Annotated in this window: 17 protein-coding genes and 10 pseudogenes; 22 read left to right on the top strand and 5 right to left on the bottom strand. The window is 58.8% G+C overall.

Annotated features, from left to right (window positions below; genetic code table 11):
• Window positions 1-319: 319 nt before the first annotated feature.
• Window positions 320-1,507: an MFS transporter gene (locus JFV26_RS32210; protein WP_201197563.1), complete on the top strand. Its 1,188-nt coding sequence runs from the start codon at window positions 320-322 to the stop codon at window positions 1,505-1,507.
• A 96-nt stretch (window positions 1,508-1,603) separates the two neighbouring features.
• Here the strand turns inward: JFV26_RS32210 and JFV26_RS32205 are convergent, their stop codons facing one another.
• Both JFV26_RS32205 and JFV26_RS32200 read right to left on the bottom strand, forming a co-directional pair.
• Entirely contained in the window at window positions 1,604-2,641 is a 1,038-nt protein-coding gene (locus JFV26_RS32205; protein ID WP_201197562.1) for an alpha/beta hydrolase family protein, read from the bottom strand.
• 278 nt (window positions 2,642-2,919) lie between these two features.
• Window positions 2,920-3,531 carry an FMN-dependent NADH-azoreductase gene (locus tag JFV26_RS32200; RefSeq protein ID WP_201197561.1) on the bottom strand — a complete coding sequence of 204 codons (612 nt, stop codon included), beginning with the start codon at window positions 3,529-3,531 and terminating at the stop codon, window positions 2,920-2,922.
• A gap of 131 nt (window positions 3,532-3,662) precedes the next feature.
• On the opposite strand from JFV26_RS32200, the pseudogene JFV26_RS32195 reads away from it, so the two are divergent.
• Together JFV26_RS32195 and JFV26_RS32190 are read left to right on the top strand one after the other, a co-directional pair.
• Window positions 3,663-4,570: pseudogene (locus JFV26_RS32195) on the top strand (LysR substrate-binding domain-containing protein).
• Window positions 4,567-4,929 (top strand): MmcQ/YjbR family DNA-binding protein, encoded by a 363-nt coding sequence (locus JFV26_RS32190; protein ID WP_201197560.1) that lies wholly within the window; start codon window positions 4,567-4,569, stop codon window positions 4,927-4,929. Before JFV26_RS32195 ends, JFV26_RS32190 begins: the two are co-directional and overlap by 4 nt.
• Before the next feature lie 777 nt (window positions 4,930-5,706).
• Here JFV26_RS32190 and JFV26_RS32185 read toward each other — a convergent pair.
• Both JFV26_RS32185 and JFV26_RS32180 read right to left on the bottom strand, forming a co-directional pair.
• On the bottom strand, window positions 5,707-6,135 hold the full coding sequence (locus tag JFV26_RS32185) for a DUF1294 domain-containing protein (protein WP_201197559.1): 429 nt from the start codon (window positions 6,133-6,135) through the stop codon (window positions 5,707-5,709).
• Complete coding sequence (locus JFV26_RS32180; RefSeq protein WP_201197558.1) at window positions 6,132-6,962, bottom strand: undecaprenyl-diphosphate phosphatase; 831 nt, start codon at window positions 6,960-6,962, stop codon at window positions 6,132-6,134. Before JFV26_RS32180 ends, JFV26_RS32185 begins: the two co-directional genes overlap by 4 nt.
• Window positions 6,963-7,253: 291 nt before the next feature.
• Here JFV26_RS32180 and JFV26_RS32175 point away from each other — a divergent pair, with 291 nt between their 5' ends.
• From JFV26_RS32175 to JFV26_RS32135, 9 genes and pseudogenes are all read left to right on the top strand, one after another.
• Complete coding sequence (locus JFV26_RS32175; protein ID WP_201197557.1) at window positions 7,254-8,888, top strand: methyl-accepting chemotaxis protein; 1,635 nt, start codon at window positions 7,254-7,256, stop codon at window positions 8,886-8,888.
• 119 nt (window positions 8,889-9,007) lie between these two features.
• A complete protein-coding gene (gene pnuC / locus JFV26_RS32170) occupies window positions 9,008-9,571 on the top strand; it encodes a nicotinamide riboside transporter PnuC (protein WP_201197556.1) in 564 nt (187 codons plus the stop codon).
• Window positions 9,568-10,091: pseudogene (locus JFV26_RS32165) on the top strand (AAA family ATPase). Before pnuC ends, JFV26_RS32165 begins: the two are co-directional and overlap by 4 nt.
• 359 nt (window positions 10,092-10,450) lie before the next feature.
• A complete protein-coding gene (locus JFV26_RS32160) occupies window positions 10,451-10,915 on the top strand; it encodes a hypothetical protein (RefSeq protein ID WP_201197555.1) in 465 nt (154 codons plus the stop codon).
• The gene (locus tag JFV26_RS32155; protein WP_201197554.1) at window positions 10,912-11,490 is read left to right on the top strand and encodes an adhesin; all 579 of its coding nucleotides are present in this window, start codon (window positions 10,912-10,914) and stop codon (window positions 11,488-11,490) included. The genes JFV26_RS32160 and JFV26_RS32155 overlap by 4 nt, the downstream gene beginning before the upstream one ends.
• 61 nt (window positions 11,491-11,551) lie before the next feature.
• Window positions 11,552-12,514 carry a heme utilization protein gene (locus JFV26_RS32150; RefSeq protein ID WP_201197553.1) on the top strand — a complete coding sequence of 321 codons (963 nt, stop codon included), beginning with the start codon at window positions 11,552-11,554 and terminating at the stop codon, window positions 12,512-12,514.
• A gap of 65 nt (window positions 12,515-12,579) precedes the next feature.
• Window positions 12,580-13,260: a C39 family peptidase gene (locus tag JFV26_RS32145; RefSeq protein ID WP_201197552.1), complete on the top strand. Its 681-nt coding sequence runs from the start codon at window positions 12,580-12,582 to the stop codon at window positions 13,258-13,260.
• Between the two features lie 44 nt (window positions 13,261-13,304).
• Window positions 13,305-14,042 carry a hypothetical protein gene (locus JFV26_RS32140; RefSeq protein ID WP_201197551.1) on the top strand — a complete coding sequence of 246 codons (738 nt, stop codon included), beginning with the start codon at window positions 13,305-13,307 and terminating at the stop codon, window positions 14,040-14,042.
• A gap of 82 nt (window positions 14,043-14,124) precedes the next feature.
• Window positions 14,125-15,435, top strand: a complete 1,311-nt coding sequence (locus JFV26_RS32135) for a hypothetical protein (RefSeq protein WP_201197550.1) — start codon at window positions 14,125-14,127, stop codon at window positions 15,433-15,435.
• Window positions 15,436-15,585: 150 nt separating this feature from the next.
• On the opposite strand, the gene JFV26_RS32130 is transcribed toward JFV26_RS32135, so the two are convergent.
• Complete coding sequence (locus JFV26_RS32130; RefSeq protein ID WP_201197549.1) at window positions 15,586-16,911, bottom strand: sigma-54 dependent transcriptional regulator; 1,326 nt, start codon at window positions 16,909-16,911, stop codon at window positions 15,586-15,588.
• Between the two features lie 341 nt (window positions 16,912-17,252).
• Here JFV26_RS32130 and JFV26_RS32125 point away from each other — a divergent pair, with 341 nt between their 5' ends.
• The 10 genes and pseudogenes from JFV26_RS32125 to JFV26_RS35100 form a co-directional block, all read left to right on the top strand.
• Complete coding sequence (locus JFV26_RS32125) at window positions 17,253-17,519, top strand: hypothetical protein (protein ID WP_201197548.1); 267 nt, start codon at window positions 17,253-17,255, stop codon at window positions 17,517-17,519.
• A gap of 273 nt (window positions 17,520-17,792) precedes the next feature.
• A complete protein-coding gene (locus JFV26_RS32120; protein ID WP_201197547.1) occupies window positions 17,793-19,082 on the top strand; it encodes a hypothetical protein in 1,290 nt (429 codons plus the stop codon).
• Window positions 19,083-19,154: 72 nt separating this feature from the next.
• Window positions 19,155-20,656: pseudogene (nhaB, locus tag JFV26_RS32115) on the top strand (sodium/proton antiporter NhaB).
• A gap of 147 nt (window positions 20,657-20,803) precedes the next feature.
• A pseudogene (locus JFV26_RS35130) lies at window positions 20,804-20,926 on the top strand (hypothetical protein); the annotation flags it as partial.
• 141 nt (window positions 20,927-21,067) lie between these two features.
• A pseudogene (locus JFV26_RS35125) lies at window positions 21,068-21,190 on the top strand (hypothetical protein); the annotation flags it as partial.
• Window positions 21,191-21,331: 141 nt separating this feature from the next.
• Window positions 21,332-21,454: pseudogene (locus JFV26_RS35120) on the top strand (hypothetical protein); the annotation flags it as partial.
• A gap of 141 nt (window positions 21,455-21,595) precedes the next feature.
• Window positions 21,596-21,718, top strand: a pseudogene (locus JFV26_RS35115) (hypothetical protein); the annotation flags it as partial.
• 141 nt (window positions 21,719-21,859) lie between these two features.
• A pseudogene (locus JFV26_RS35110) lies at window positions 21,860-21,982 on the top strand (hypothetical protein); the annotation flags it as partial.
• A gap of 141 nt (window positions 21,983-22,123) precedes the next feature.
• A pseudogene (locus JFV26_RS35105) lies at window positions 22,124-22,246 on the top strand (hypothetical protein); the annotation flags it as partial.
• Window positions 22,247-22,387: 141 nt separating this feature from the next.
• Window positions 22,388-22,510 (top strand): annotated as a pseudogene (locus JFV26_RS35100) (hypothetical protein); the annotation flags it as partial.
• Between the last annotated feature and the right edge of the window lie 159 nt (window positions 22,511-22,669).

The following is a 22,669-nucleotide window of genomic DNA, read 5'->3' as shown; positions in this document are numbered from 1 at the left end:
AAAAGCCCTGTCCTGGTGGCGGGGCTTAATGAGATGGTCAGCCTGACCGAGAAGCCCTGCAGGATTACGCTTGCAGGGCTTTTCTCGTTTTCGGCGGAGGATCTCTCATGAACACGATGACGCTTCTCGGTATCGACATCGGCAAACACAGTTTCCACCTGCATGGCCCGAGCCTTCGGCAACTCCTACAATGGAATGCATACCCCTGTAGGAGCTGCCGAAGGCTGCGATCTTTTGATCTTATAGTTAGCCTGCTTCCTTTTATTTCCGACCCAAGCCATGATGCAGTTCTCCTACCGCCGCCCGCGAACGAGCCCTCATGTCTGCGCAGCAGCTGCCCCCGCAAAGCTCCATGGCGATCACCCTGCAGATCGTCTCCATTGTCTTCTATACCTTTATTGCCTTCCTCTGCATCGGCCTGCCGATTGCGGTATTGCCGGGGTATGTCCATGAACAGCTGGGTTTCAGCGCGATCATCGCGGGCCTGACCATTGGCTGCCAGTACCTGGCCACCCTGCTCAGCCGCCCCATGGCCGGACGGATGTCGGACAACATCGGCACCAAGCGGGCGATTGTTTACGGCTTGTCGGGGATTGTGTTGAGTGGCGTGCTGACGTTGATTTCAACGCTGCTGCAAAGCGTCCCGCTGCTGAGTCTGCTGATCCTGATCGCCGGCCGGCTGCTGTTGGGGATCGCCCAAGGCTTGATCGGCGTCGGTACCATCAGTTGGTGCATGGGCCAGGTCGGCGCCGAGCACACGGCGCGTTCGATTTCCTGGAACGGTATCGCGTCCTACGGCGCCATTGCCATTGGTGCGCCGCTGGGGGTGGTGATGGTTGCCGAGTATGGGTTCGCCAGCCTCGGGATTGTCCTGTCGACGCTGGCCTTGGGGGCGCTGTTGCTGATCCGCAACAAGCCGTCGGTGCCGGTAATTCGCGGCGAACGTTTGCCGTTCTGGGCGGTGTTCGGGCGCATCGCCCCGTTCGGGGCGAGCCTGAGCCTGGCGTCCGTCGGCTACGGGACCCTGACCACTTTCATTACCTTGTATTACTTAAACCGTGGCTGGACCGGCGCCGCGTATTGCCTGACGGTGTTCGGGGTCTGTTTCATTCTGTCGCGACTGTTGTTCATCTCGGCCATCAGCCGTTTCGGCGGTTTCACCTCGGCCATTGCCTGCATGACCATCGAAACCGTCGGGCTGGTCATGCTTTGGATGGCACCATCCACCGCTTACGCGTTGATCGGCGCCGGGTTGACCGGGTTTGGTTTGTCGCTGGTGTATCCGGCACTGGGCGTCGAGGCGATCAAACAGGTGCCGAACTCCAGTCGCGGCGCGGGACTGAGTGCTTATGCAGTGTTTTTTGACCTGGCGCTGGCGATTGCCGGACCGTTGATGGGCGCAGTGGCGTTGAATCTGGGGTATTCGTGGATTTTCTTCAGTGCGGCGTTGTTGTCAGTGACCGGGCTCGGTTTGACGCTGCTACTGAAACGCCGCGCATTGGCCTGACACACGCGATCCTGTAGGAGCAAGGCTTGCCCGCGATGGCGTCTTTGAGATCGCCATCGCGGGCAAGCCTTGCTCCTACAGGGGATGGCGTCAGCCTTATTGATCAGCCGTCTGCATCCCCGCCCGCGTCGGTTTGGCCAAGGCATGTGAAAAGAAACGTCCGGCTTCGGAGACCAGGTTGCGGTGAATGTCTTCGCGATCAACGCCATCGGCATCGGTACACAACGCCGGCATGGCGATAATCTGTTCTTCGTTGCAAGGCGCCATGAACACGAAGTGACCAGCGCCTGCCAGCAACTTGAAGTCCGGCGCGATCGGCAGTTTGCGCGCCAGCGCGGCGGCGTTCTTGTCGAAAGCCACCAGTTTGTCGCCGTCACCGCTGTAAAGCAGCACTGGCACGTGCACATCCGCCAGGGTGTGACGGCCGAACTTGAGACTCAGCGGCGCCATCAGCAGCAAGGCATGCACGCGCGGGTCGGCCACTGGCACCAAATCATCACGGTCGACAATCAGCTCGCCCTTGGTGTTGCAGGCATCTCGGTCATCCGGGCGTTGCTGGCAATAGCGCCGCAGCCGATCCAGGTCCGGTGTAGCGCCGGACAGGATCAACGCGGTTTCGCCGCCCGCCGAGTAGCCGATAACACCCACCTGATCGGCGTCGACAAAAGGCGCCAGCATCGGGTCACCCAACGTGGCGGTAATGGCTTCGGAAATTTGCAGCGGCCGCCCGTAGAGATTGCTCAGCGTGCCGAGACGGCTGTGATCTTTGGAATTGTCGCCAGGATGGATCACCGCCACCACCACAAAACCCTTGCGGGCCAGCGAAGTGGCGAGGTCGTGCAAGGCCAGCGGGGTGCCGACGTTGCCATGTGACAGCATCAGCATCGGGAAGCGCCCGATGGCGACTTTGGTGTCTGCACCGGCCTCGACGGTATAGCCCTCCAGTTTGCTGGTGTGCTCCAGTTCGCTGGACGGGTAAAAAGCGATGGCGCGCATCGGTTGCAGATCCAGCGGATCGAGGAACGTCATCTCGTGATAGCCGACGCTCGAATATAGATTCGGCGCAGGCCTGGCTTGCACTGTATTCAGGCTGCCGAGCACGCAAATCAGTAACGCTGCACAGAGACGCACCATGGGATGCCCCACCCTTGTTACTTGACTGAAAAGCCCGAAGTGCTCCGAGTGGCGGAGTACGCGGCCTTGTGCCAGTGTTTGCGGCCACCAAGGTCGTTGCAGAACGGGGACGTTAACCCTCGACTGCATAACCTGGGCCACAACATGAAAAATCGTTAAAAACAAAAAAACTCTGTAACCGATCATTACCATGATCAGAATACAGAGTTTTTCAGAGGATACCCGAGCTGTTTAGTATTCTTTACGCGATGCTTACGAAAGAACCTTAAGAAAGAATCTTAGGCAGCGGCAAACAGTTGTTCGCTGATTTGCGTGTGCGCGTCGCTCATGGCTTTGGTACGTACTTCATCACCGTAGGCCAGGCCATGGGCGCGGACGAACTCGATGTCGGTGATGCCCAGGAAACCGAACAGCACTTTCAAGTAGTCTTCGTGAGCCACACCGGTCGCCTGACCAACGTGCATGCCGCCGGAGGTCGAAACGATCACGACTTTCTTGCCACCGCACAGGCCTTCAGGGCCGGCTTCGGTGTAGCGGAATGTCTGGCCGGCAACGGCGATGCGGTCGATCCAGGCCTTGAGTTGGGTCGGGATGGTGAAGTTGTACATCGGGGCGGCAATGACCACAGCATCTGCGGCGAGGAACTCGGCCAGGGTTGAGGCGCTCAGTTCGGCTTCGTGCTGTTGTGCGGCGTTACGCAGTTCTGCGGTCGTGCCGGCAGCGACCAAAGTAGTCGAAGAGAAATGGCTGATGGCATCGGCGGCCAGGTCACGGTAAGTCACGACGGCCGAAGCATCAGCGGCTTGCCAGGCTTTAACCACTTCACCACTCAGCTGACGGGAAGCCGAATTGTCACCCAAAATGCTCGAATCGATATGCAACAGTTTCATAAGTGATCTCCAGGTGAGGATCGCCACCGGGCGATCTGATGGAGGTGATCCTACAGATGAATCCAATAGCTGATTAGCCCGCAACAATGCGATAGTTCGTCCCACTGATAGAACAGTCGAGCCTCAAACCCATGCAAGACCTTAATGACCTCTACTATTTCGCCAAGGTTGTCGAAGCCGGCGGCTTCGCGGCGGCCGGCCGGTTGCTGGGGATTCCCAAGTCGCGGCTGTCACGGCGTATCGCCGAACTGGAAGAACGCCTGGGCGCGCGCCTGCTGCAGCGCACCACCCGGCAACTGAAGTTGACAGCCGTGGGCGAGCGTTACCTGCGTCACTGCCAGGCAATGTTGCTGGAGGCCGAGATGGCCGACGAAGCGGTGGCCAGCATGTCCAGCGAACCCTGGGGCGGTTGCGGGTATCTTGTCCGGTGGGTTTGGCCAATCAAATGTTGCCGACGGTCATCAGCGACTTTCTGGAGAAGTATCCGCAGGTCCAGCTGGAGGTCATGCTGGTCAACCGCCGGGTTGATCTGGTCACCGAAGGTGTTGATGTCGCCCTGCGCGTCCGCGAGCTGGGGGATGAAGATCCGCTGCTGGTCACCCGGCGTCTGCGCCAGGCGCAGACGCTCATGGTCGCCAGCCCGGCCTTCCTGCACGGCCGCGAGGTCAATCACCCGGAAGACCTCAAGGGCCTGCCGGTACTCGGCGCCCTTGAACCCGACCGCATGGTGCATATCCGCATGCTCGATCAACAGGGCAAAAGTTGCGACCTGGCACTGGAAGCACGGCTGGGCATTGACGACTTTATCGTACGCAGGGCCTGCGCCCTCGCCGGCCAGGGTTTCACGATTTTGCCGATGATGTATTGCGAGTCCGAGTTGGCGGACGGCTCACTGGTCCAGTTGCTCCCCGACTGGTCAATGCCTGGCGGCTGGCTGCAAGCGGTCTACCCTCATCGCCGCGGGGTGATGCCGGCCGTCCGTGCCTGGCTCGACCACTTGATCGAATCATTCAATGCCTGCGGGGACCGTTTGATATGAAGGCTGGACGCATGAGCGAAGCGGATGTCGCACAGTTTTGCCTGACGCTGCCCGGAGCGCGGGAGGATTACAAATGGGACGGTGTGCGGGTGTTTTCGATTGCCGGCAACAAGATGTTCGCATTACAGAACCTGCGGGGCGATTCCCTGGCGTTCAAAGTCGACAAGGATCTGTTTCTCGGCCATTGCGACCGACCGGGCATTCACCCGGCGCCGTACCTGGCCCGGGCGCAATGGATCATCATGCAGACGCCCTACCCGCTGGGCGCCGAAGAACTGCAAGGCTTGTTGCAACGATCCCACCAATTAGTGGTGAGCAAGTTGCCCAAGCGTACCCAGGTCGGACTATTGCTGCCGTAACGCCCCCGTAGCAGCTGTCGAGCACCGCGAGGCAGCGTTCGGCTGCGCAGCAGTCGTAAACCCGGTGAATGCGGTCCAACTGCAGAACCGAGCAGCCTGATTTCACGACGGCTTCGTCCGAACGCGGCCCGCTCCGAACGCAGCCTTCGGCAGCTGCTACAAGGTGCATATCGCCTGGCCGGACTGATGTTGCCGTAACGCCCCCCGTAGCAGCTGTCGAGCACCGCGAGGCAGCGTTCGGCTGCGCAGCAGTCGCAAACCCGCTGAAAACGGTCCAACTGCAAAACCGAGCAGCCTGATTTCACGACGGCTTCGTCCGAACGCGGCCCGCACCGAACGCAGCCTTCGGCAGCTGCTACAAGGTGCATATCGCCTGGCCGGACTGATGTTGCCGTAACGCCCCCGTAGCAGCTGTCGAGCACCGCGAGGCAGCGTTCGGCTGCGCAGCAGTCGCAAACCCGCTGAAAACGGTCCAACTGCAAAACCGAGCAGCCTGATTTCACGACGGCTTCGTCCGAACGCGGCCCGCACCGAACGCAGCCTTCGGCAGCTGCTACAAGGTGCATATCGCCTGGCCGGGCTGATGTTGCCGTAACGCGCCCCGTAGCAGCTGTCGAGCACCGCGAGGCAGCGTTCGGCTGCGCAGCAGTCGTAAACCCGGTGAATGCGGTCCAACTGCAGAACCGAGCAGCCTGATTTCACGACGGCTTCGTCCGAACGCGGCCCGCACCGAACGCAGCCTTCGGCAGCTGCTACTAGGTGCGTGTTTCACCCTGTTTAAAAGAAGGCCAAAAGATGCGCACCAAGGAACAACTGGTCGATCCAGAGCACCTGATGCAGCAGCACGATCAGCCAGAACACCAATTGAAACGAAACTTTGCGGGTCTTGTGCCTGAACACTTGCTGAGCCAACAAGGCGCCCGGCCAGCCACCAGCCAGTTCCACCGCGTGCAAGATGTTTTCCGGCGTGCGCCAGTTGTCGGCGCGGGCCTTGCGCTTGTCGCCCCAGTACAGGAAAAACGCCAGCACGCTGACCACGCCGTAACCCGCCAGGGGAATCAACGAAACGCCGCGCAGCCATAAGGACAACGCTCCATACAGCGGCAGCGTACAAAGAGCGGCGAACACCAGCAGTTTCAGGCGAAGATGCTGGACCTCGCCCCCGGACTTGCGGCCGGGGTTGTTCCGCGCGCCGGAGTCACTCATGGTTTGGCGGCAGCCCAATCGATCCAGCCAAACTGCCAGGTCGCCAGGATCACCAGGCCGAACGCAATCCGATACCAGGCAAATGCCGCATAGCTGTGGGTGGCAATGAACTTGAGCAGCGCCTTGACCGCGATCATCGCGAAGATGAACGCCGTAATGAAGCCGACGGCGAACACTGGAAAGTCTGCCGGCACGAACAGATGACGGTACTTGAAGCCTGAATAAACCGCCGCGGCAACCATGGTCGGCATGGCCAGAAAGAACGAGAACTCGGTCGCGGTTTTACGCGACAACCCGAACAGCAGGCCGCCAATAATCGTCGAACCGGAACGCGATGTTCCGGGGATCATCGCCAGGCACTGGGCGAAACCGACCTTCAGCGCGTCCTGCCAGGTGATGTCATCGACCGTTTCGGCGTGCACTTCATGCTGACGCTTCTCGGCCCACAACATGATGATCCCGCCGACGACCAACGCGGCCGCGACTGTGATCGGGTTGAACAGATACTCGTGGATCAAATCGGAAAAAATCACCCCCAGCACCACCGCCGGCATGAAGGCAATCAACAGGTTGGCGGTAAAGCGACGTGCACTCGGCTGGGTCGGCAAACCGGTGACCACGTCGAGGATTTTGCGACGAAACTCCCAGACCACGGCCAGGATCGCGCCTAACTGGATAATGATGTTGAATGCAATGGCGCGCTCACCACCAAAGTTGAGCAAGTCCGCAACAATGATCTGGTGCCCTGTACTCGAAATGGGCAAAAACTCCGTCAGCCCTTCTACGACTCCAAGAATCAGCGCCTGAAAGGCGGTCCAAAGGTCCATCTATCCCCCAAAGGCGTTGCATCTAGGCCCGCCCCGTTAATATTTTTAATACGTTCACTGCGCTCAGCGTAGCTGAAGTCTGGTGCACACAGGATCACTACCAGACGGTAAAAATCCCGTGAAAAATCAACTTGGATTCAGGTTTTTCCGTGCAAGGCCGAAATCCTATCAGAGATGCCTGATTAACGCCGTCGCGTAATTGGACTTGCGTCGCATAGTCCCGACCGGGAAAGCGTGGTTGGATGCTGGCGACCGTTTATTACAAGAAAAAGAATCCGGAGTGACCGCGTTATGAACAGCTTGCGCAGTGTGTCGATCAGCCGACGCTTGTGGCTCATCTTGATCGTGGCCATCGTGATGTTACTGACGCTGGGCGCGTTGATGCTCAAACAGATCCACGATGACCTGTACGACGGCAAAGCGCAGAAAACCCAGCATGTGGTGCAAACCGCCAGTGGCATTCTGAACTATTACCACGACCTGGAAACCGCCGGCACGCTCAGCCGCGAAGCTGCGCAAAAACAGGCGCTGACCGTAGTTCGCGGGCTGCGCTACGACCAGAACGACTACTTCTGGATCAACGACCTGACGCCGGTGATGATCATGCACCCGGCCAACCCGAAACTCGAAGGCCAGAACCTTTCGACGATCCGCGACCCGGATGGTTTTGCGCTGTTCAATGAAATGGTCGCCATCGTCAAGGCCAAGGGTGCCGGCATGGTCGATTACCGTTGGCCGAAACCGGGCGCCAGTGCGCCGGTAGAAAAAACCTCCTACGTCAAACTGTTCGAGCCTTGGGGCTGGGTGATCGGTTCGGGCGTGTACATCGATGACATGCAGGCCGAGTTCTACGGCCAGGTCTGGGAAGCGTCGTTTATCGGCATGGCGATTGCCCTGATCATGGCGCTGCTGGTGATCCTGATTGCCCGCAGCATCGTGCGTCCATTACAAGAAGCGGTGAACGCCATGGCCAACATTGCCAGCGGCGAAAGCGACCTGACCCGCAGCCTCGACACCCACGGCCAGGACGAAGTCACGCAACTGGCGCGGCACTTCAACGCCTTTACCGCCAAGCTGCGCCAGGTGATCAGCCAGTTGCAGGCCTCTGCCAGCGCCCTGGGCCAGTCGTCCAGCGATTTGGGTAACGACGCCGCGCAGGCTCAGCAACGCAGTCAGCAGCAGTCCCAGCAAATGGAACTGGTGGCAACCGCGATCAATGAAGTGACCTACGGCGTGCAGGATGTGGCCAGGAACGCTGAGCATGCAGCCAGCGAAATGCGCGACGCCGAGTCTCAGGCGCAGCAAGGCCAGGTCAACATCGATGGCAGCTTGCAGCAGATTGATAAACTCTCCAGCACCATTGATCAGGCGGTCGAAGTGATTCGCACCCTCGCCGCCGAAAGCACCCAGATTGGCAGCGTGCTGGAAGTGATCCGCTCGATTGCCGAACAAACCAACCTGCTGGCACTCAACGCCGCCATCGAAGCCGCCCGGGCCGGCGAGCAAGGTCGTGGGTTTGCGGTGGTGGCCGATGAGGTGCGTCTGCTGGCCCAGCGTACCCAGAAGTCCACGGCGGAGATCCAGTCGATGATCGAACGCCTGCAAAATCACTCCGAAGCAGCGGTCAAGGTGATCGGCGACAGCAGCCGGGCGTCGCAACTGACCATCGAACAGGCCGGGCTGGCCGGTGCGAGCCTGAGCGCTATCGGTCAGGCCCTGCGCAACCTCAACGGGCTGAATGCGTCGATTGCCAGCGCCACCCTGCAACAGGCCCATGTGGTGGAAGACATCAACCAGAACGTCACCCAGGCCGCCGGGCTGTCCCACAGCACGGCACTGGCGGCGGAGCAGTCGAGTTTGGCCAGTGTTCACCTGAAGGAATTGAGTGAGCAGTTGAACGGGTTGCTCAAGCAGTTTCGGGTGTAAAGCCAAAAGATCGCAGCCTTCGGCAGCTCCTACGCGCCTGCGGGCGCCGCCGAAGGCTGCGATCTTTTGATCTTCCCGCTACAATCCGCCCCCTCTTCGATTTCCCCCAAGGAACCTCCATGTCCGGGCTTGAACTGTTTGCGGCCGCCCTCGGCGTGATTGCCGTTTGGCTGACGGTCAAACAGAACCCCTGGTGCTGGCCGATCGGGCTGGTGATGGTGCTGCTTTACACCTGGATCTTCTTCGACGTGAAGCTGTATTCGGACATGCTGCTGCAGGTGATTTACGCCGCGCTGCAACTCTATGGCTGGTGGCAGTGGACCCGCGCAGGCAACGCCCATGACGGCCGGCAAGTCAGTGAACTGGATGCCCGCTCGACAGTGCTCGGGCTGGCCATCGGTGCCATCGGCAGCCTGCTGCTGGGCGCGGCAATGGCTCACTGGACCGACGCTGCCCAACCCTGGCTCGATGCCGCGCTGACCGGTTTCAGCCTGGTGGCGCAGTTATGGATGGCGCAAAAGCGCGTGCAATGCTGGCCGTTGTGGATCGTCCTCGATGTGATTTTTGTCGGGCTGTTCATTTACAAAGGCCTGTACCTGACCGCGACCCTCTACGGTTTGTTCACCGTGATCGCGGTGCAGGGCTGGCGTGAATGGCGCGCCGATCCGGCGTTGCACGCATGAAAGTGCTGGTACTCACCGGCCCCGAATCCAGCGGCAAGAGCTGGTTGGCGGCCGAGCTCAAAACGCAGTTCGGCGGTGTGCTGGTCGATGAATACGTGCGCTGGTTCATCGAACAAAATCCCGGGACACCTGCCTCGCCGACATCCCCGAAATCTCCCGTGGCCAACTGCGATGGGAAGACGAGGCCCGGGCCGGGCAGCCGCGCCTGTTGATTCTGGATACACATTTGTTGAGCAACATTCTCTGGAGCCAGACCCTGTTCGGCGACTGCCCGGCCTGGATCGAGCAGGCGCTGCTGGCTCGACACTACGACTTGCATTTGCTGCTGTCGCCTGAGCAGGTCGACTGGACGGACGATGGTCAGCGGTGCCAGCCCTCGCTCGATGAGCGGCGAGCATTTTTCAATGCCACCCACGTTTGGCTGGAACAGCATCAACAACCGTTTCAAGTGTTGCAAGGGAACTGGGCGCAACGCCGGGTTCAAGCGCTGCAAGCCGTCACCCTGCTGCTCCGCTCCTGACCTTGCCTTTGGGGCGAAAGCCCCAGTGTTTTCCGCTGTTTTGTGGCCAAAGTGTCCGTTTCTGAAACACCTCCCCTCCTGAAAAAGCCCTGTTTCAACGCCCTTCATTGTCCTGTCATGGCACTTGTTAAGGTTCTGATACACCTTGGCGCAAACCCTTGTTCTAGAGCTTTTGGACTGCATCAGCCGATTGCAGGCACTGAGTAGTGTCTCAATCATGAAACAGTTCGAACATCGCCACTTTCGGACTTTCCGCTAACCCATTGAAATAAAACAACAATCAAAAAGCGGCACAGCTTTCGCTCTCTCCTTCATAACGCTGACAGAAGCCAGCCCACAACGAAGAAGGAATTGCTGCCGTGGGAACTTTCAACAAAGGTTTGACGAATGTACTGCTGATCGGGTGTGCCGTCAGCGCCCTCACCAGTCTTCCAGTCATGGCCGATGGCAATGGCGTGATCGTTATCCAGCGTCAGGTTCAACCGATTCCTATAGGTCGTAACGGCGGCAAAGACCCCTACCCGACCACTGTCAGTGCCAACCCTTCGGCAAACGTCGTCCGGGCGACCCACGACGGGGAACTGAGTGACAGTGATTTTGCCGGCATTGCCAGCGGTTCTTCAATCAGCAGCATGATCAACTTCAACGGGGCCAGCCCACAGGGACTGAACGTTGTAAGCGGTTCCAATAGCATACCCGGCGTGGGCGGTGGCAGCGGTGGCAGCGGTAATACGGCCGGTGCCGGGGCTTCAATCTCTGGAACCATAAACCGCAGCATGAGCACCGGTCTCGCCCCTCTAACCAATCTGGGAGGGGTGAAATGAAACTCTCCCTGATCTTCATCGCCCTGCTGGCCAGTGCCGGCGTCATGGCCGACTCCAATGTGCCGGTGGTCAACAGCGCCACCATTCAGAGTTCCGGCGCCCAGTACAGCGGCAACCTGGGTGTTAACCAGGCGGCTGGCGATCAATCGCAGCAGACCAACGCCCGAGCCATCGCCATTGGCAACAATGCCTCGGCGAGCACCCTCGTGAACCAGAACATCAATACCCCCGCCGATCCACGGATGAACGCAACCGCCAGCATCGGTGGCAACTCTTTCAGCAATGGCAGCGGTGTACTGGGCGTTAACCAGTCGGCTGGCGCCAACAACCAGATGGCCAACGCAATGCGGATAAGCATCAGCACAGGCCCGCAAAGTATCGACGACAGCGTCCTTTCCCAGCAGAACGTGACGCCGTCAACCAGCTCAGGAGCAACTGACGCTTCAAAAGGCAGCCGCCAGGTCGTTACCAGCGACCAGGCCTTCACCGGCAGCCGCGGAGTGATTCAGGTGAACCAGAGTGCCGGGGTGGGAAACCAGATAGCTAACACCCTGAGCATCCGGGTCTCGAACTGACCCAATTGCAGTGCAGTAGACGTACCAACACTTAACCAACTAATGAGCACGGAGAAACACCATGAAACCTACAATGGCTCTTAAACCACTGGTTTTCGCTCTGGCAGCAGTGATGGCAATGGCAGCACAAGCAGGCGGTGGCAATCAGGGCGGCGATCACGGCCACTACCCTCCTCCTCCACCGCAAATCGTCGCGGGTGCCAGTGCCTCCGCAATCGATGCACAGAACAGTGACAGCAACGTTGTAAACAACCAGGCCACCCAAAACAACGCCACCATGAGCAATTCGTTGAACGGCTCCAGCGGCAACATGGGCGCCAACGTTGCAGCCGGCGACGGCAACCAACAAGACAACGCCGCCGCTATCGCTTCCGACGAGGCCTTTATTTTCGGCACCGCAAACGGCGCGAGCTCCCTGTCCAGTGTGAACCAGGTCAACAACAACAACTATGTGAACAACAACTCGACGGTTAACACCGCATCGATCTCAGGCTCCGGCAACAACAGCTCCGGCAACATCGGCCTGAACTCGACTTCCGGCAACTTCAACCAACAGAAAAACAATATGGCAATTGCCTCGGGCACGAATGGCCAGTCTCAGGCTATCTCGGCATCCAGCCAGTCTTCCACTGGCCTGGTGGTAGAAAACCAAGGCGTTCAGACCTTCAAGAAAGACACCCTCACCGGTACTTTCAAAGGTTCGGGTGCCTTCGTGGCAGTGGGCGTAGCCAAAACCAAAGCTGACAATCATGACAATCATGGTGGTTATGGCAACGACCGCGGCAACAACCACGGCAACAGCGGCAACAGCACCTCTACCTTCGCGGCAGTGGGCGCTTTCGAACTGGGCGGCGTGACCACCCAGCAAGTGTTGACCCCAAGTGGTTGGACAGCTCCTGTGCTCAACACCGCCAGCCTGAGCAATTCGCTGAACGGCTCTCAGGGCAACATGGGAGCAAACGTCTCGTCCGGTGTCGGCAACCAACAAGCCAACAGCCTGTCGATCTCGTCGGTCAGCCATTAATCTGGACCGTCAACAAAGCCCCGGCAACGGGGCTTTTCCACACTCCGGAAATAGGCGTATCGATCATGCGTATGACCGCCCTCACCTTCCTGCTATGCCTGTGCGGTGTCAGTCAAGCCGCTCAAATGCCTGTAGCCGCCCTTCCTGGCGGCATGCTGGTCTATAAGCATGTGCAAAGTATTCGTGAGCGCAAGTTCAGCGACATTGTCGAGCAAAAAACCGATTTCAGTTGCGGCGCCGCCGCACTGGCAACCGTGTTACGCCAGGCCTATTGGCTCGACGTCGATGAGGACCACATCATCAAAGGCATGCTGGTCAACGCTGACCAGAACCTGGTTCGTACCCAGGGTTTCTCCATGCTGGACATGAAGCACTACGTGGAAAGCATCGGCATGCGCGCCAGAGGATACAAGATCCCGCCTGAAAAGCTGAGTTCAGTCTCGATTCCGGTCGTGGTCCTGATGGACATTCGTGGCTACAAGCACTTCGTGGTATTGCAGCGGGCAGACAAGGAATGGGTGTACATCGGCGACCCGGTTCTTGGCCATAAACGCTACGCCCATGATGACTTTGTCAAAGGCTGGAACGGCATCGTTTTCGCCATCGTCGGCCCTGGCTACGACAAAGCCAATGTTTTGCTCGACCCTCCGGCCCCCCTGACCGCCAAGAATAAACTCGATGAGTTCAGCCCGGTCAGAGACGCGGAACTGATGGAATTCGGTTTCATTCAGAGCGACTTCTTTTAGCGCCTAATAATGATAAATGGAGCAGGACGCTCCGGGAGCAGCAGATGAAAACCTCATACTGGCTGGCCGCCGCCTGCCTGGCAGCAAGTGCGTCAAGCTTTGCCAATGAAGGATTCAAACCCATCCCCATCAGCGACCAGGAGCTCGGTGAGCTGCGCGGTCGTTTTGTCATGCCGGGGCGCATCATCAGCTTCGGCATCGTCATGAGCAGCACCTGGCGCAACGCCAGCGGCGACCTGATCGGGGCTGCCACCTCGATGCAGATCCAGTCCTCCACCGTCAAACCTCAATTCTATGTATCCACCATCGCTAAAACCGGTAACGGCAGCACGCCGACGCAGGGCACCGGCAACGTGATCGGTGGCGCCGGCCTCGGCTCGACTCAAGGTGTCACCCAGAGTGTCCGGGCAGCGGGCGACAGCAACACGGCCAACAACAACGTTGGTATCAACGTCACTCAATCCAGCACGGCACCTGCGCTGGCGCCGGCCCAGGGTCAGGTGTTGATGAGTGGTCAGACCATCAGCGGCAGCAACGGCGCCGGCAGCGTCGCCGTGACCAGCATCAGTGGCGGTGTGCAAATGGCCATTCAGGCCAGCAACAATCAGGGCACGGCCCTGCAACAAGTGGCCCAGAGCGGCTTGATGCAGAACACCACGCTGCTGGGTAGCAGCAACCTGGTGAACAACCAGACCCTGCTCAACGTGGTCATGAACAACAACCTCAACCCAGCGGCGGGTGCTTCGCAGACTCTCAATCAACTCAAGGGGCTACGTAACTAAAGTGCTGCTCAACGAACTACACATTTCGAAATATTGAACTACGCTGACTTCGATCATTGGGCTTAAAGGGACGGCTTATTTCATGTATCGATCGGCATCGCTGCGCGCAGTCGTATGTTTGAGCACACTTTTTCCGGCCGCCATGTTGCAAGCGGCGCCGGATGCGGATGTTGCGGCGTTGAAGCAGGAGCTTCTCGACCTTAAACAACGCTACGAAACACAGCAAAAGGCCCTGGCCATACTTGAGCAACGGGTACGCCAGGTTGAGGAGCAACCTGCAACGCCGCAGCCCAAACGCCTGGCCAAATCGCCAGCAGACCTCAAAGGCAATACGCAAGTGGCCAACCGCGGCACCGGCGCAGCGGCTGCATCAGGGGGCGCAGCCGGAGGCAGCGGCGCCTCCTACGGTCAATCGCTGGCTGACGATTCACAGCCGGCGCAGAGCGTGACCAACCTGTATGACGAAGCCAGCGGCTTCTTCGGCGGCGGCAAGTTCAGTCTTGAAACCGGTGTGACTTATTCACACTACGACACCCGACAGCTGACCCTCAACGGCTTCCTCGCGCTGGATTCGATTTTCCTCGGCAACATCAACCTGGACCGGATCAAGGCTGACACCTATACCCTGGACCTCACCGGCCGTTACAACTACAACAACCGTTGGCAGTTCGACCTGAACGTGCCCGTGGTCTATCGCGAATCGACCTACCAATCCGGTGGCGGCAACAACGGGGCAGCGAACGTGACCAGCGAGGGTGACGTCAGCCGTGACCCGACCATCGGCGATATCAACGCCGGGGTGGCTTACAAATTCCTCGACGAATCGGCCAACTTGCCGGATGCCGTCTTCACCTTGCGCCTCAAGGCACCTACCGGCAAGGACCCGTTCGGGATCAAGCTGGTCCAGTCGCCGACCAACACCAACTTGTTTGTGCCTGAAAGCCTGCCCACCGGTAACGGTGTCTGGTCGATTACCCCTGGCATCTCGCTGGTGAAAACCTTCGACCCGGCTGTGCTGTTCGGCACCCTGTCGTATACCCACAACCTGGAGGAGTCTTTCAGCGATATCAGCTCCACGGTCAATCAGACCACCCCGGGCAAGGTCAGGATCGGCGACAGTTTCCAAGTGGGCATGGGCGTCGCGTTCGCCTTGAACGAGAAGATGAGTATGTCGTTCTCGATGTCTGACCTGGTTCAGCGCAGGAGCTCGCTCAAGCCAGACGGCGGGGATTGGCAGTCGGTTGTTTCCAGTGATGCCAACGCCGGGTACTTCAATATCGGCATGACCATCGCAGCCTCGCCTAACCTGACCATCGTACCCAACCTGTCCCTGGGCATGACACCCGATGCTCCGGACTTCACCTTCAGCCTGAAATTCCCGTACTACTTCTGATCCACAACGAAAAAGCCCCGCTGCGAGATTTATCGCGGCGGGGCTTTTTGCTGGGGCGATTGTGGAGGGGCGTACGGTTGAAAAAAGCGGGCGGCGGTGAGGCCGACATCGCGAGCAAGCGCTGCTCCTACGAAAAGCGGGGCGCTGTGTTTATCGAATCTGATGCTTGTGCAACAACCGGTAGAACGTCGGCCTGGAAACACCCAGGACCCTCGCCGCCACACTCAAGTTATCACTGTGGCGATTCAATACATCGCACAACGCCTGGCGTTCGGCGCGGGTCTTGTAGTCTTCAAGCGTGCCCATGGGGGCTGCGATCGTCTGCTGGCTGATCAGCCCCAGATCCCGAGCCTCGATCTGCCGTCCTTCCGCCAGCACCAACCCGCGGCGCACCCGGTTGGCCAATTCGCGAACGTTGCCCGGCCAGTCATGCTTGCCCATGGCGATCAACGCGTCTTCGCTGAAGCTTCGAGGGCGCCGACCGGTTTCATGGCTGTAGAAATGCGAAAAGTGGTTGGCCAGCATCGACAGATCGCCATGACGCTCACGTAACGGCGCGGTAACCACTTGCAGTACGTTGAGGCGGTAGTACAAGTCTTCGCGAAAGCGTTTCTTCTCGATAGCGGCCTCAAGGTCAACGTGGGTCGCCGCCAACACCCGCACATCCACCGGAATCGGCTGACTGCCGCCGACTCGTTCAATGTGTTTTTCCTGCAGGAAGCGCAGTAAATTGGCTTGCAACTCCAGGGGCAGGTCACCGATTTCATCGAGAAACAACGTGCCGCCATTCGCCGCTTCGATCCGCCCGACCTTGCGTTGATGCGCACCGGTGAAGGCGCCTTTCTCGTGGCCAAACAGTTCGGACTGGATCAAGTGTTCAGGAATCGCGCCGCAGTTGATCGCCACGAAGGGTTTGCTGTGGCGCTGAGATTGTCGATGCAAGGTGCGGGCAACCAACTCTTTGCCGGTCCCGCTCTCGCCACGGATCAACACCGGCGACTCGGTGGGCGCCAGTTTGCTCAGCAGCTTGCGTAGTTCGCGAATCGGCTTGCTGTCACCGAGCAACTCGTGCTCAGGCTGATCAATGTGAATCGTACCCTGCCCGCGCAACCGCGCCATACCGAACGCCCGGCCCAGGGTCACCTGAACCCGGGAGACATCGAACGGCAAGGTATGGAAGTCGAAAAACCATTCGCACACAAAGTCCCCGACGTTCTGCAGTCGCAGGACTTCCTGGTTGAGCACGGCGATCCATTCGGTGCCGCTGCGGCTGATCAGTTCCTTGACCGCTTCCGGTCGCTCCAGGTGAAAAGGCTGCAAGCGCAAGAGGCCGACATCGCAGGTTCGATCGGCAGCGTTTTCCAGCGTACAGCTGTCAACGTCCCAACCTACAGAACGTAAACCCGGCAAAAGACGATGGCAATCGTCACAAGGATCAACCACTAACAGACGTCGTAGGGCAGGCGCTTCGATCATGACTGTTCCTTGGCGCCAAATTTAAGGAAATATTATTAAAAACAGTCGTTTGGCAGACCTGGCTGTAACATTAGCAAGAATTTGACGGGGCCTTGTATCGTTTGACTATAGGAGTCTTAACCAATTAGTTATAAGAGGAAGTTTGTTAGTTACCTATCGAGTCGAACCTTTCAACCCGCTTTCAAAAGCGGCCTGAATACTGAGTATATGAAAGAAAGTTGAATTTTCTTTGGATTGTGTGTGACCCAACCCCCACTGAGGACATCAGTACAAGTAACCAGCCGAACGGTAAGCCCAACCGACGGCACATCACTTGATTGGGCAAACAGAGAGAAGACCCCATGACTGCCCCGCTCCGTATCAACGAAGCTCTTTTGATTGCCGACCGCGCGTTCAAGCCATTTCAATGCGTGGCCTGGGCCCCACAGGACGGTAACGGCGAACTCAGCCTGAGCGTCATCGACCGCACCAATAACCGTATTGGCCGCGCGCAGATCCCGAGCAGCGCATATTCCGATCCGGTACAACTTGAACATCTGCTGGAACAGGCTCGTGCTGCACTCAGCGAAGATGGCTACACGCTGCAACAGTGGTCCATGCCGCATTAATTAAAGATCCAAAGATCGCAGCCTTCGGCAGCTCCTACATTGGAATAAGCGTTTCCCTGTAGGCGCTGCCGAAGGCTGCGATCTTTGCTTTATAAAGGCTCGATTGTTGGCACCCTCTTCAGTGGTTCCAAAAGACACTGTTCTGGCACAAAGCGACCCTCCGCCTGTTAGTAATGACAGTTGTGCGACCTGGCATTCAGGGATTGAATGTTTCGCACATGCAGTCGCCCTCCCGGCTTCCGGTATCGGGTCGACTGGCAAGGAGATGCGTGCATGCAAACTCAGACCGCTTTCGCCCGCCCTGTCACCCTGAATCAAGCCGGGCACCTCGATCCGGATTTTGCCGCCGGCGGCAAAGCCCAGGTGTATTTCGCCGGCAGCGCGTCCAGCATGGCCAACGGTATCGCCATCGACCCCCAGGGCCGTTTGCTGGTCGCGGCCAAGGTCGGCACCCATGGCGGCAGCCGCTTTGGCCTGGCCCGCCTGCTTGAGGATGGATCGGCGGATCTGTCCTTTGGCAACCAGGGCAGCCTGATCGGCCAGTTCGCACTGGGTTTCGAAGCCATGGCCAGCAAGGTGCACGTCCTGCCTTGCGGGTCGATCCTGCTGGCTGGCCTGCATTACGAAGACGCTCACCGGACCTTGCCCGCACTGGCGCTTTTCGACCCCGCCGGCCAGCCGGCTCGACACTTTGGCGACAATGGACGATTAGTCGTGCGCCTGCCCGGCGACCTGTCCCAGGGCCTTCGTGACGACTGGCTGCCACCCGGAGTGCCGGGCGCCGAAGCTTGCGATATTTGTGTGCAAAAAGACGGTCGCATCCTGCTGCTGGCCAATCATCATTTCGAACTGTCCGATCATGTCGGTCTGCTGATCCGTCTCAACACTGACGGCACACTGGACCGCGAGTTCAACGGCCGCGGTTTCGTGGTGGTCAGGCATTTGCTGATGAACACCTGGCTCGGCAGCCTGATGGTGCAACGGGACGGACGCATCCTGGCGGGCGGCTCGATCAGTTTCCCGGAGGAAGGGCTACTGGCGCGTTACCACGCCGATGGCAAACTGGACGCAAGCTTTGCCATCGATGGCTTCATGACTTTCCAGGTACGCAAGCGGAGCGCCCAGGTCAGCCAGATCGTCCAGCAGGATAATGGTGACTTGCAGTGTTTTGGCAGCAGCCGCGACCCGATGCATTGCCTGTCCCTGAAAATACACAGCAATGGCCGACCGGATGCTCATTGCACCGGTGGCCAGCCCCAACTGCTGGAAATCGGCCACAGTGGCAGCCAATGGACCGCCGCCCAGGTCCAGCCCGACGGTGGCGTGCTCGCAGCTGGGGCCACGATCGGCGGCGTCGAAGCCGATTTCATCCTGGCGCGATACCGGCCAGACGGGCAACTGGACCGCAGTTTTGCCAATGGCATGGGTTGGGTCCGCACTCGCTTTGGGCGCAGCCTGGACACCGCCACCTCCCTGGCTGTGCAGGGCGACGGCAGGATCGTCGTCGGCGGGTATTCACTGGACGGCAATTACCGGGCAGTTGTGGCGCGGTATCTGAGCTAGATCACGGTACTGCACTTGAACTTCAAGGTCGCTTACGGCAAGTTGCGCGCTTCTTAATACAAGGAGTAGCCGATGTCCGGTTCAATGGCCCAGGCGTTCGCGCATAACTTTCTCGGGCACTCCCCCGCTGGTACAAGGCGAGCATTGTCGGGTTCCTGATCCTCAACGCCCTGGTGCTGTGGACGGTGGGGCCGGTGGCTGCCGGCTGGTTGCTGGTCCTGGAGTTCATTTTCACCCTGGCCATGGCGCTCAAGTGCTATCCGCTGATGCCTGGTGGCCTGCTGCTGATTGAAGCGCTGCTGCTGAAGATGACCACGCCCCAGGCGCTCTATGACGAACTGGTGCACAACTTTCCGGTAATCCTGCTGCTGATGTTCATGGTGGCCGGCATCTATTTCATGAAAGACCTGCTGCTCTTTCTGTTTTCGCGCCTGTTGCTCGGGGTGCGCTCCAAGGCATTGCTGGCGCTGATGTTCTGTTTCCTGTCGGCGTTTCTGTCGGCGTTTCTCGATGCATTGACCGTTACAGCGGTGATCATCAGTGCCGCGGTAGGTTTTTACTCGGTGTATCACCGCGTCGCCTCGGGCAACGATCCGCGTCAGCACAGTGAGTTCAGCGACGATCAGCATCTGCCGACACTCCATCATGAAGACCTCAATCAGTTCCGCGCCTTCCTGCGCAGCCTGCTGATGCATGGCGCCGTGGGTACCGCCTTGGGCGGTGTCTGCACCCTGGTTGGCGAGCCGCAGAACCTGTTGATCGGCCACGAGATGGGTTGGCATTTCGCCGAGTTCTTCCTGAAAGTCGCCCCGGTGTCACTGCCGGTGCTGGCGGCGGGACTTGTGACCTGCGTCTTGCTGGAGAAACTGCGCTGGTTCGGCTACGGCACGCTGCTGCCGGACAACGTACGCGCGGTTCTGGCCAACTATGCAGCCGAAGACAATGCCGGACGCACTTCGCGCCAACGTGCAGCGCTGCTGGTACAGGGCGCGGCCGCGTTGATCCTGATTGCCGGGCTGGCGTTTCACATCGCTGAAGTCGGGCTGATCGGTTTGATGGTGATTGTGTTGATCAGCGCATTTACCGGTATCACCGAGGAGCATCACATCGGCAGTGCGTTTAAAGACGCCATGCCGTTCACGGCGTTACTGGTGGTGTTTTTCGCGGTGGTGGCGGTGATACACGATCAGCAACTGTTCACGCCGTTGATTCAGTGGGTGCTGGCCCTGCCGGCCGATCAACAACCGGGCATGCTGTTTATGGCCAACGGGCTGTTGTCGGCGATCAGCGACAACGTGTTCGTAGCCACCATTTACATCACTGAAGTGAAACAGGCGTTCATCTCCGGCCATATGAGCCGCGAGCATTTCGAGACGCTGGCGATTGCCATCAATACCGGGACCAACCTTCCGAGCGTGGCGACACCCAATGGTCAGGCGGCGTTTCTGTTTCTGCTGACCTCGGCGATTGCACCGCTGATTCGCCTGTCTTACGGGCGGATGGTGTGGATGGCGTTGCCGTACACCGTGGTGATGGGCTCGCTGGGCTGGTACGCAGTGAGTTTTTGGCTGTAACCCCGAACGATCTGTAGGCGCTGCCGAAGGCTGCGATCTTTTGATCTTGTTTTTAAAGATCAAGATCAAAAGATCGCAGCCTTCGGCAGCTCCTACTCAGGACTCAGTGCCCGAGGATGTATCGCTCAATCGCCTGCGCCGCGCCATCTTCGGTGTTCGGCGATTGCACCGCTGATTCGCTTGTCTTACGGGCGGATGGTGTGGATGGCGTTGCCATACACCGTGGTGATGGGCTCGCTGGGCTGGTACGCAGTGAGTTTCTGGCTGTAACCCCGAACGACCTGTAGGAGCTGCCGAAGGCTGCGATCTTTCGATCTTGTTTTTAAAGATCAAAAGATCGCAGCCTTCGGCAGCTCCTACTCAGGACTCAGTGCCCGAGGATGTATCGCTCAATCGCCTGCGCCGCGCCATCTTCGGTGTTCGGCGATTGCACCGCTGATTCGCTTGTCTTACGGGCGGATGGTGTGGATGGCGTTGCCATACACCGTGGTGATGGGCTCGCTGGGCTGGTACGCAGTGAGTTTCTGGCTGTAACCCCGAACGACCTGTAGGAGCTGCCGAAGGCTGCGATCTTTCGATCTTGTTTTTAAAGATCAAAAGATCGCAGCCTTCGGCAGCTCCTACTCAGGACTCAGTGCCCGAGGATGTATCGCTCAATCGCCTGCGCCGCGCCATCTTCGGTGTTCGGCGATTGCACCGCTGATTCGCCTGTCTTACGGGCGGATGGTGTGGATGGCGTTGCCGTACACCATGGTGATGGGCTCGCTGGGCTGGTACGCAGTGAGTTTCTGGCTGTAACCCCGAACGATCTGTAGGAGCTGCCGAAGGCTGCGATCTTTCGATCTTGTTTTTAAAGATCAAAAGATCGCAGCCTTCGGCAGCTCCTACTCAGGACTCAGTGCCCGAGGATGTATCGCTCAATCGCCTGCGCCGCACCGTCTTCGGTGTTCGGCGATTGCACCGCTGATTCGCCTGTCTTACGGGCGGATGGTGTGGATGGCGTTGCCGTACACCATGGTGATGGGCTCGCTGGGCTGGTACGCAGTGAGTTTCTGGCTGTAACCCCGAACGACCTGTAGGAGCTGCCGAAGGCTGCGATCTTTCGATCTTGTTTTTAAAGATCAAAAGATCGCAGCCTTCGGCAGCTCCTACTCAGGACTCAGTGCCCGAGGATGTATCGCTCAATCGCCTGCGCCGCGCCATCTTCGGTGTTCGGCGATTGCACCGCTGATTCGCCTGTCTTACGGGCGGATGGTGTGGATGGCGTTGCCGTACACCATGGTGATGGGCTCGCTGGGCTGGTACGCAGTGAGTTTCTGGCTGTAACCCCGAACGACCTGTAGGAGCTGCCGAAGGCTGCGATCTTTCGATCTTGTTTTTAAAGATCAAAAGATCGCAGCCTTCGGCAGCTCCTACTCAGGACTCAGTGCCCGAGGATGTATCGCTCAATCGCCTGCGCCGCGCCATCTTCGGTGTTCGGCGATTGCACCGCTGATTCGCCTGTCTTACGGGCGGATGGTGTGGATGGCGTTGCCGTACACCGTGGTGATGGGCTCGCTGGGCTGGTACGCAGTGAGTTTCTGGCTGTAACCCCGAACGACCTGTAGGAGCTGCCGAAGGCTGCGATCTTTCGATCTTGTTTTTAAAGATCAAAAGATCGCAGCCTTCGGCAGCTCCTACTCAGGACTCAGTGCCCGAGGATGTATCGCTCAATCGCCTGCGCCGCGCCATCTTCGGTGTTCGGCGATTGCACCGCTGATTCGCTTGTCTTACGGGCGGATGGTGTGGATGGCGTTGCCATACACCGTGGTGATGGGCTCGCTGGGCTGGTACGCAGTGAGTTTCTGGCTGTAACCCCGAACGATCTGTAGGCGCTGCCGAAGGCTGCGATCTTTTGATCTTGTTTTTAAAGATCAAGATCAAAGATCGCAGCCTTCGGCAGCTCCTACATAGGGATCAGTGCATGAGGAGCGATCTCTATCAGCGAGGAAGGATGTATCGCTCGATCGCCTG

Origin of the sequence: Pseudomonas sp. TH31 (assembly GCF_016650815.1) — a bacterium.
Classification (GTDB): domain Bacteria; phylum Pseudomonadota; class Gammaproteobacteria; order Pseudomonadales; family Pseudomonadaceae; genus Aquipseudomonas.
Note: the sequence above shows the minus strand (reverse complement) of the source record. Positions and strands in the feature narration are given on the sequence as shown.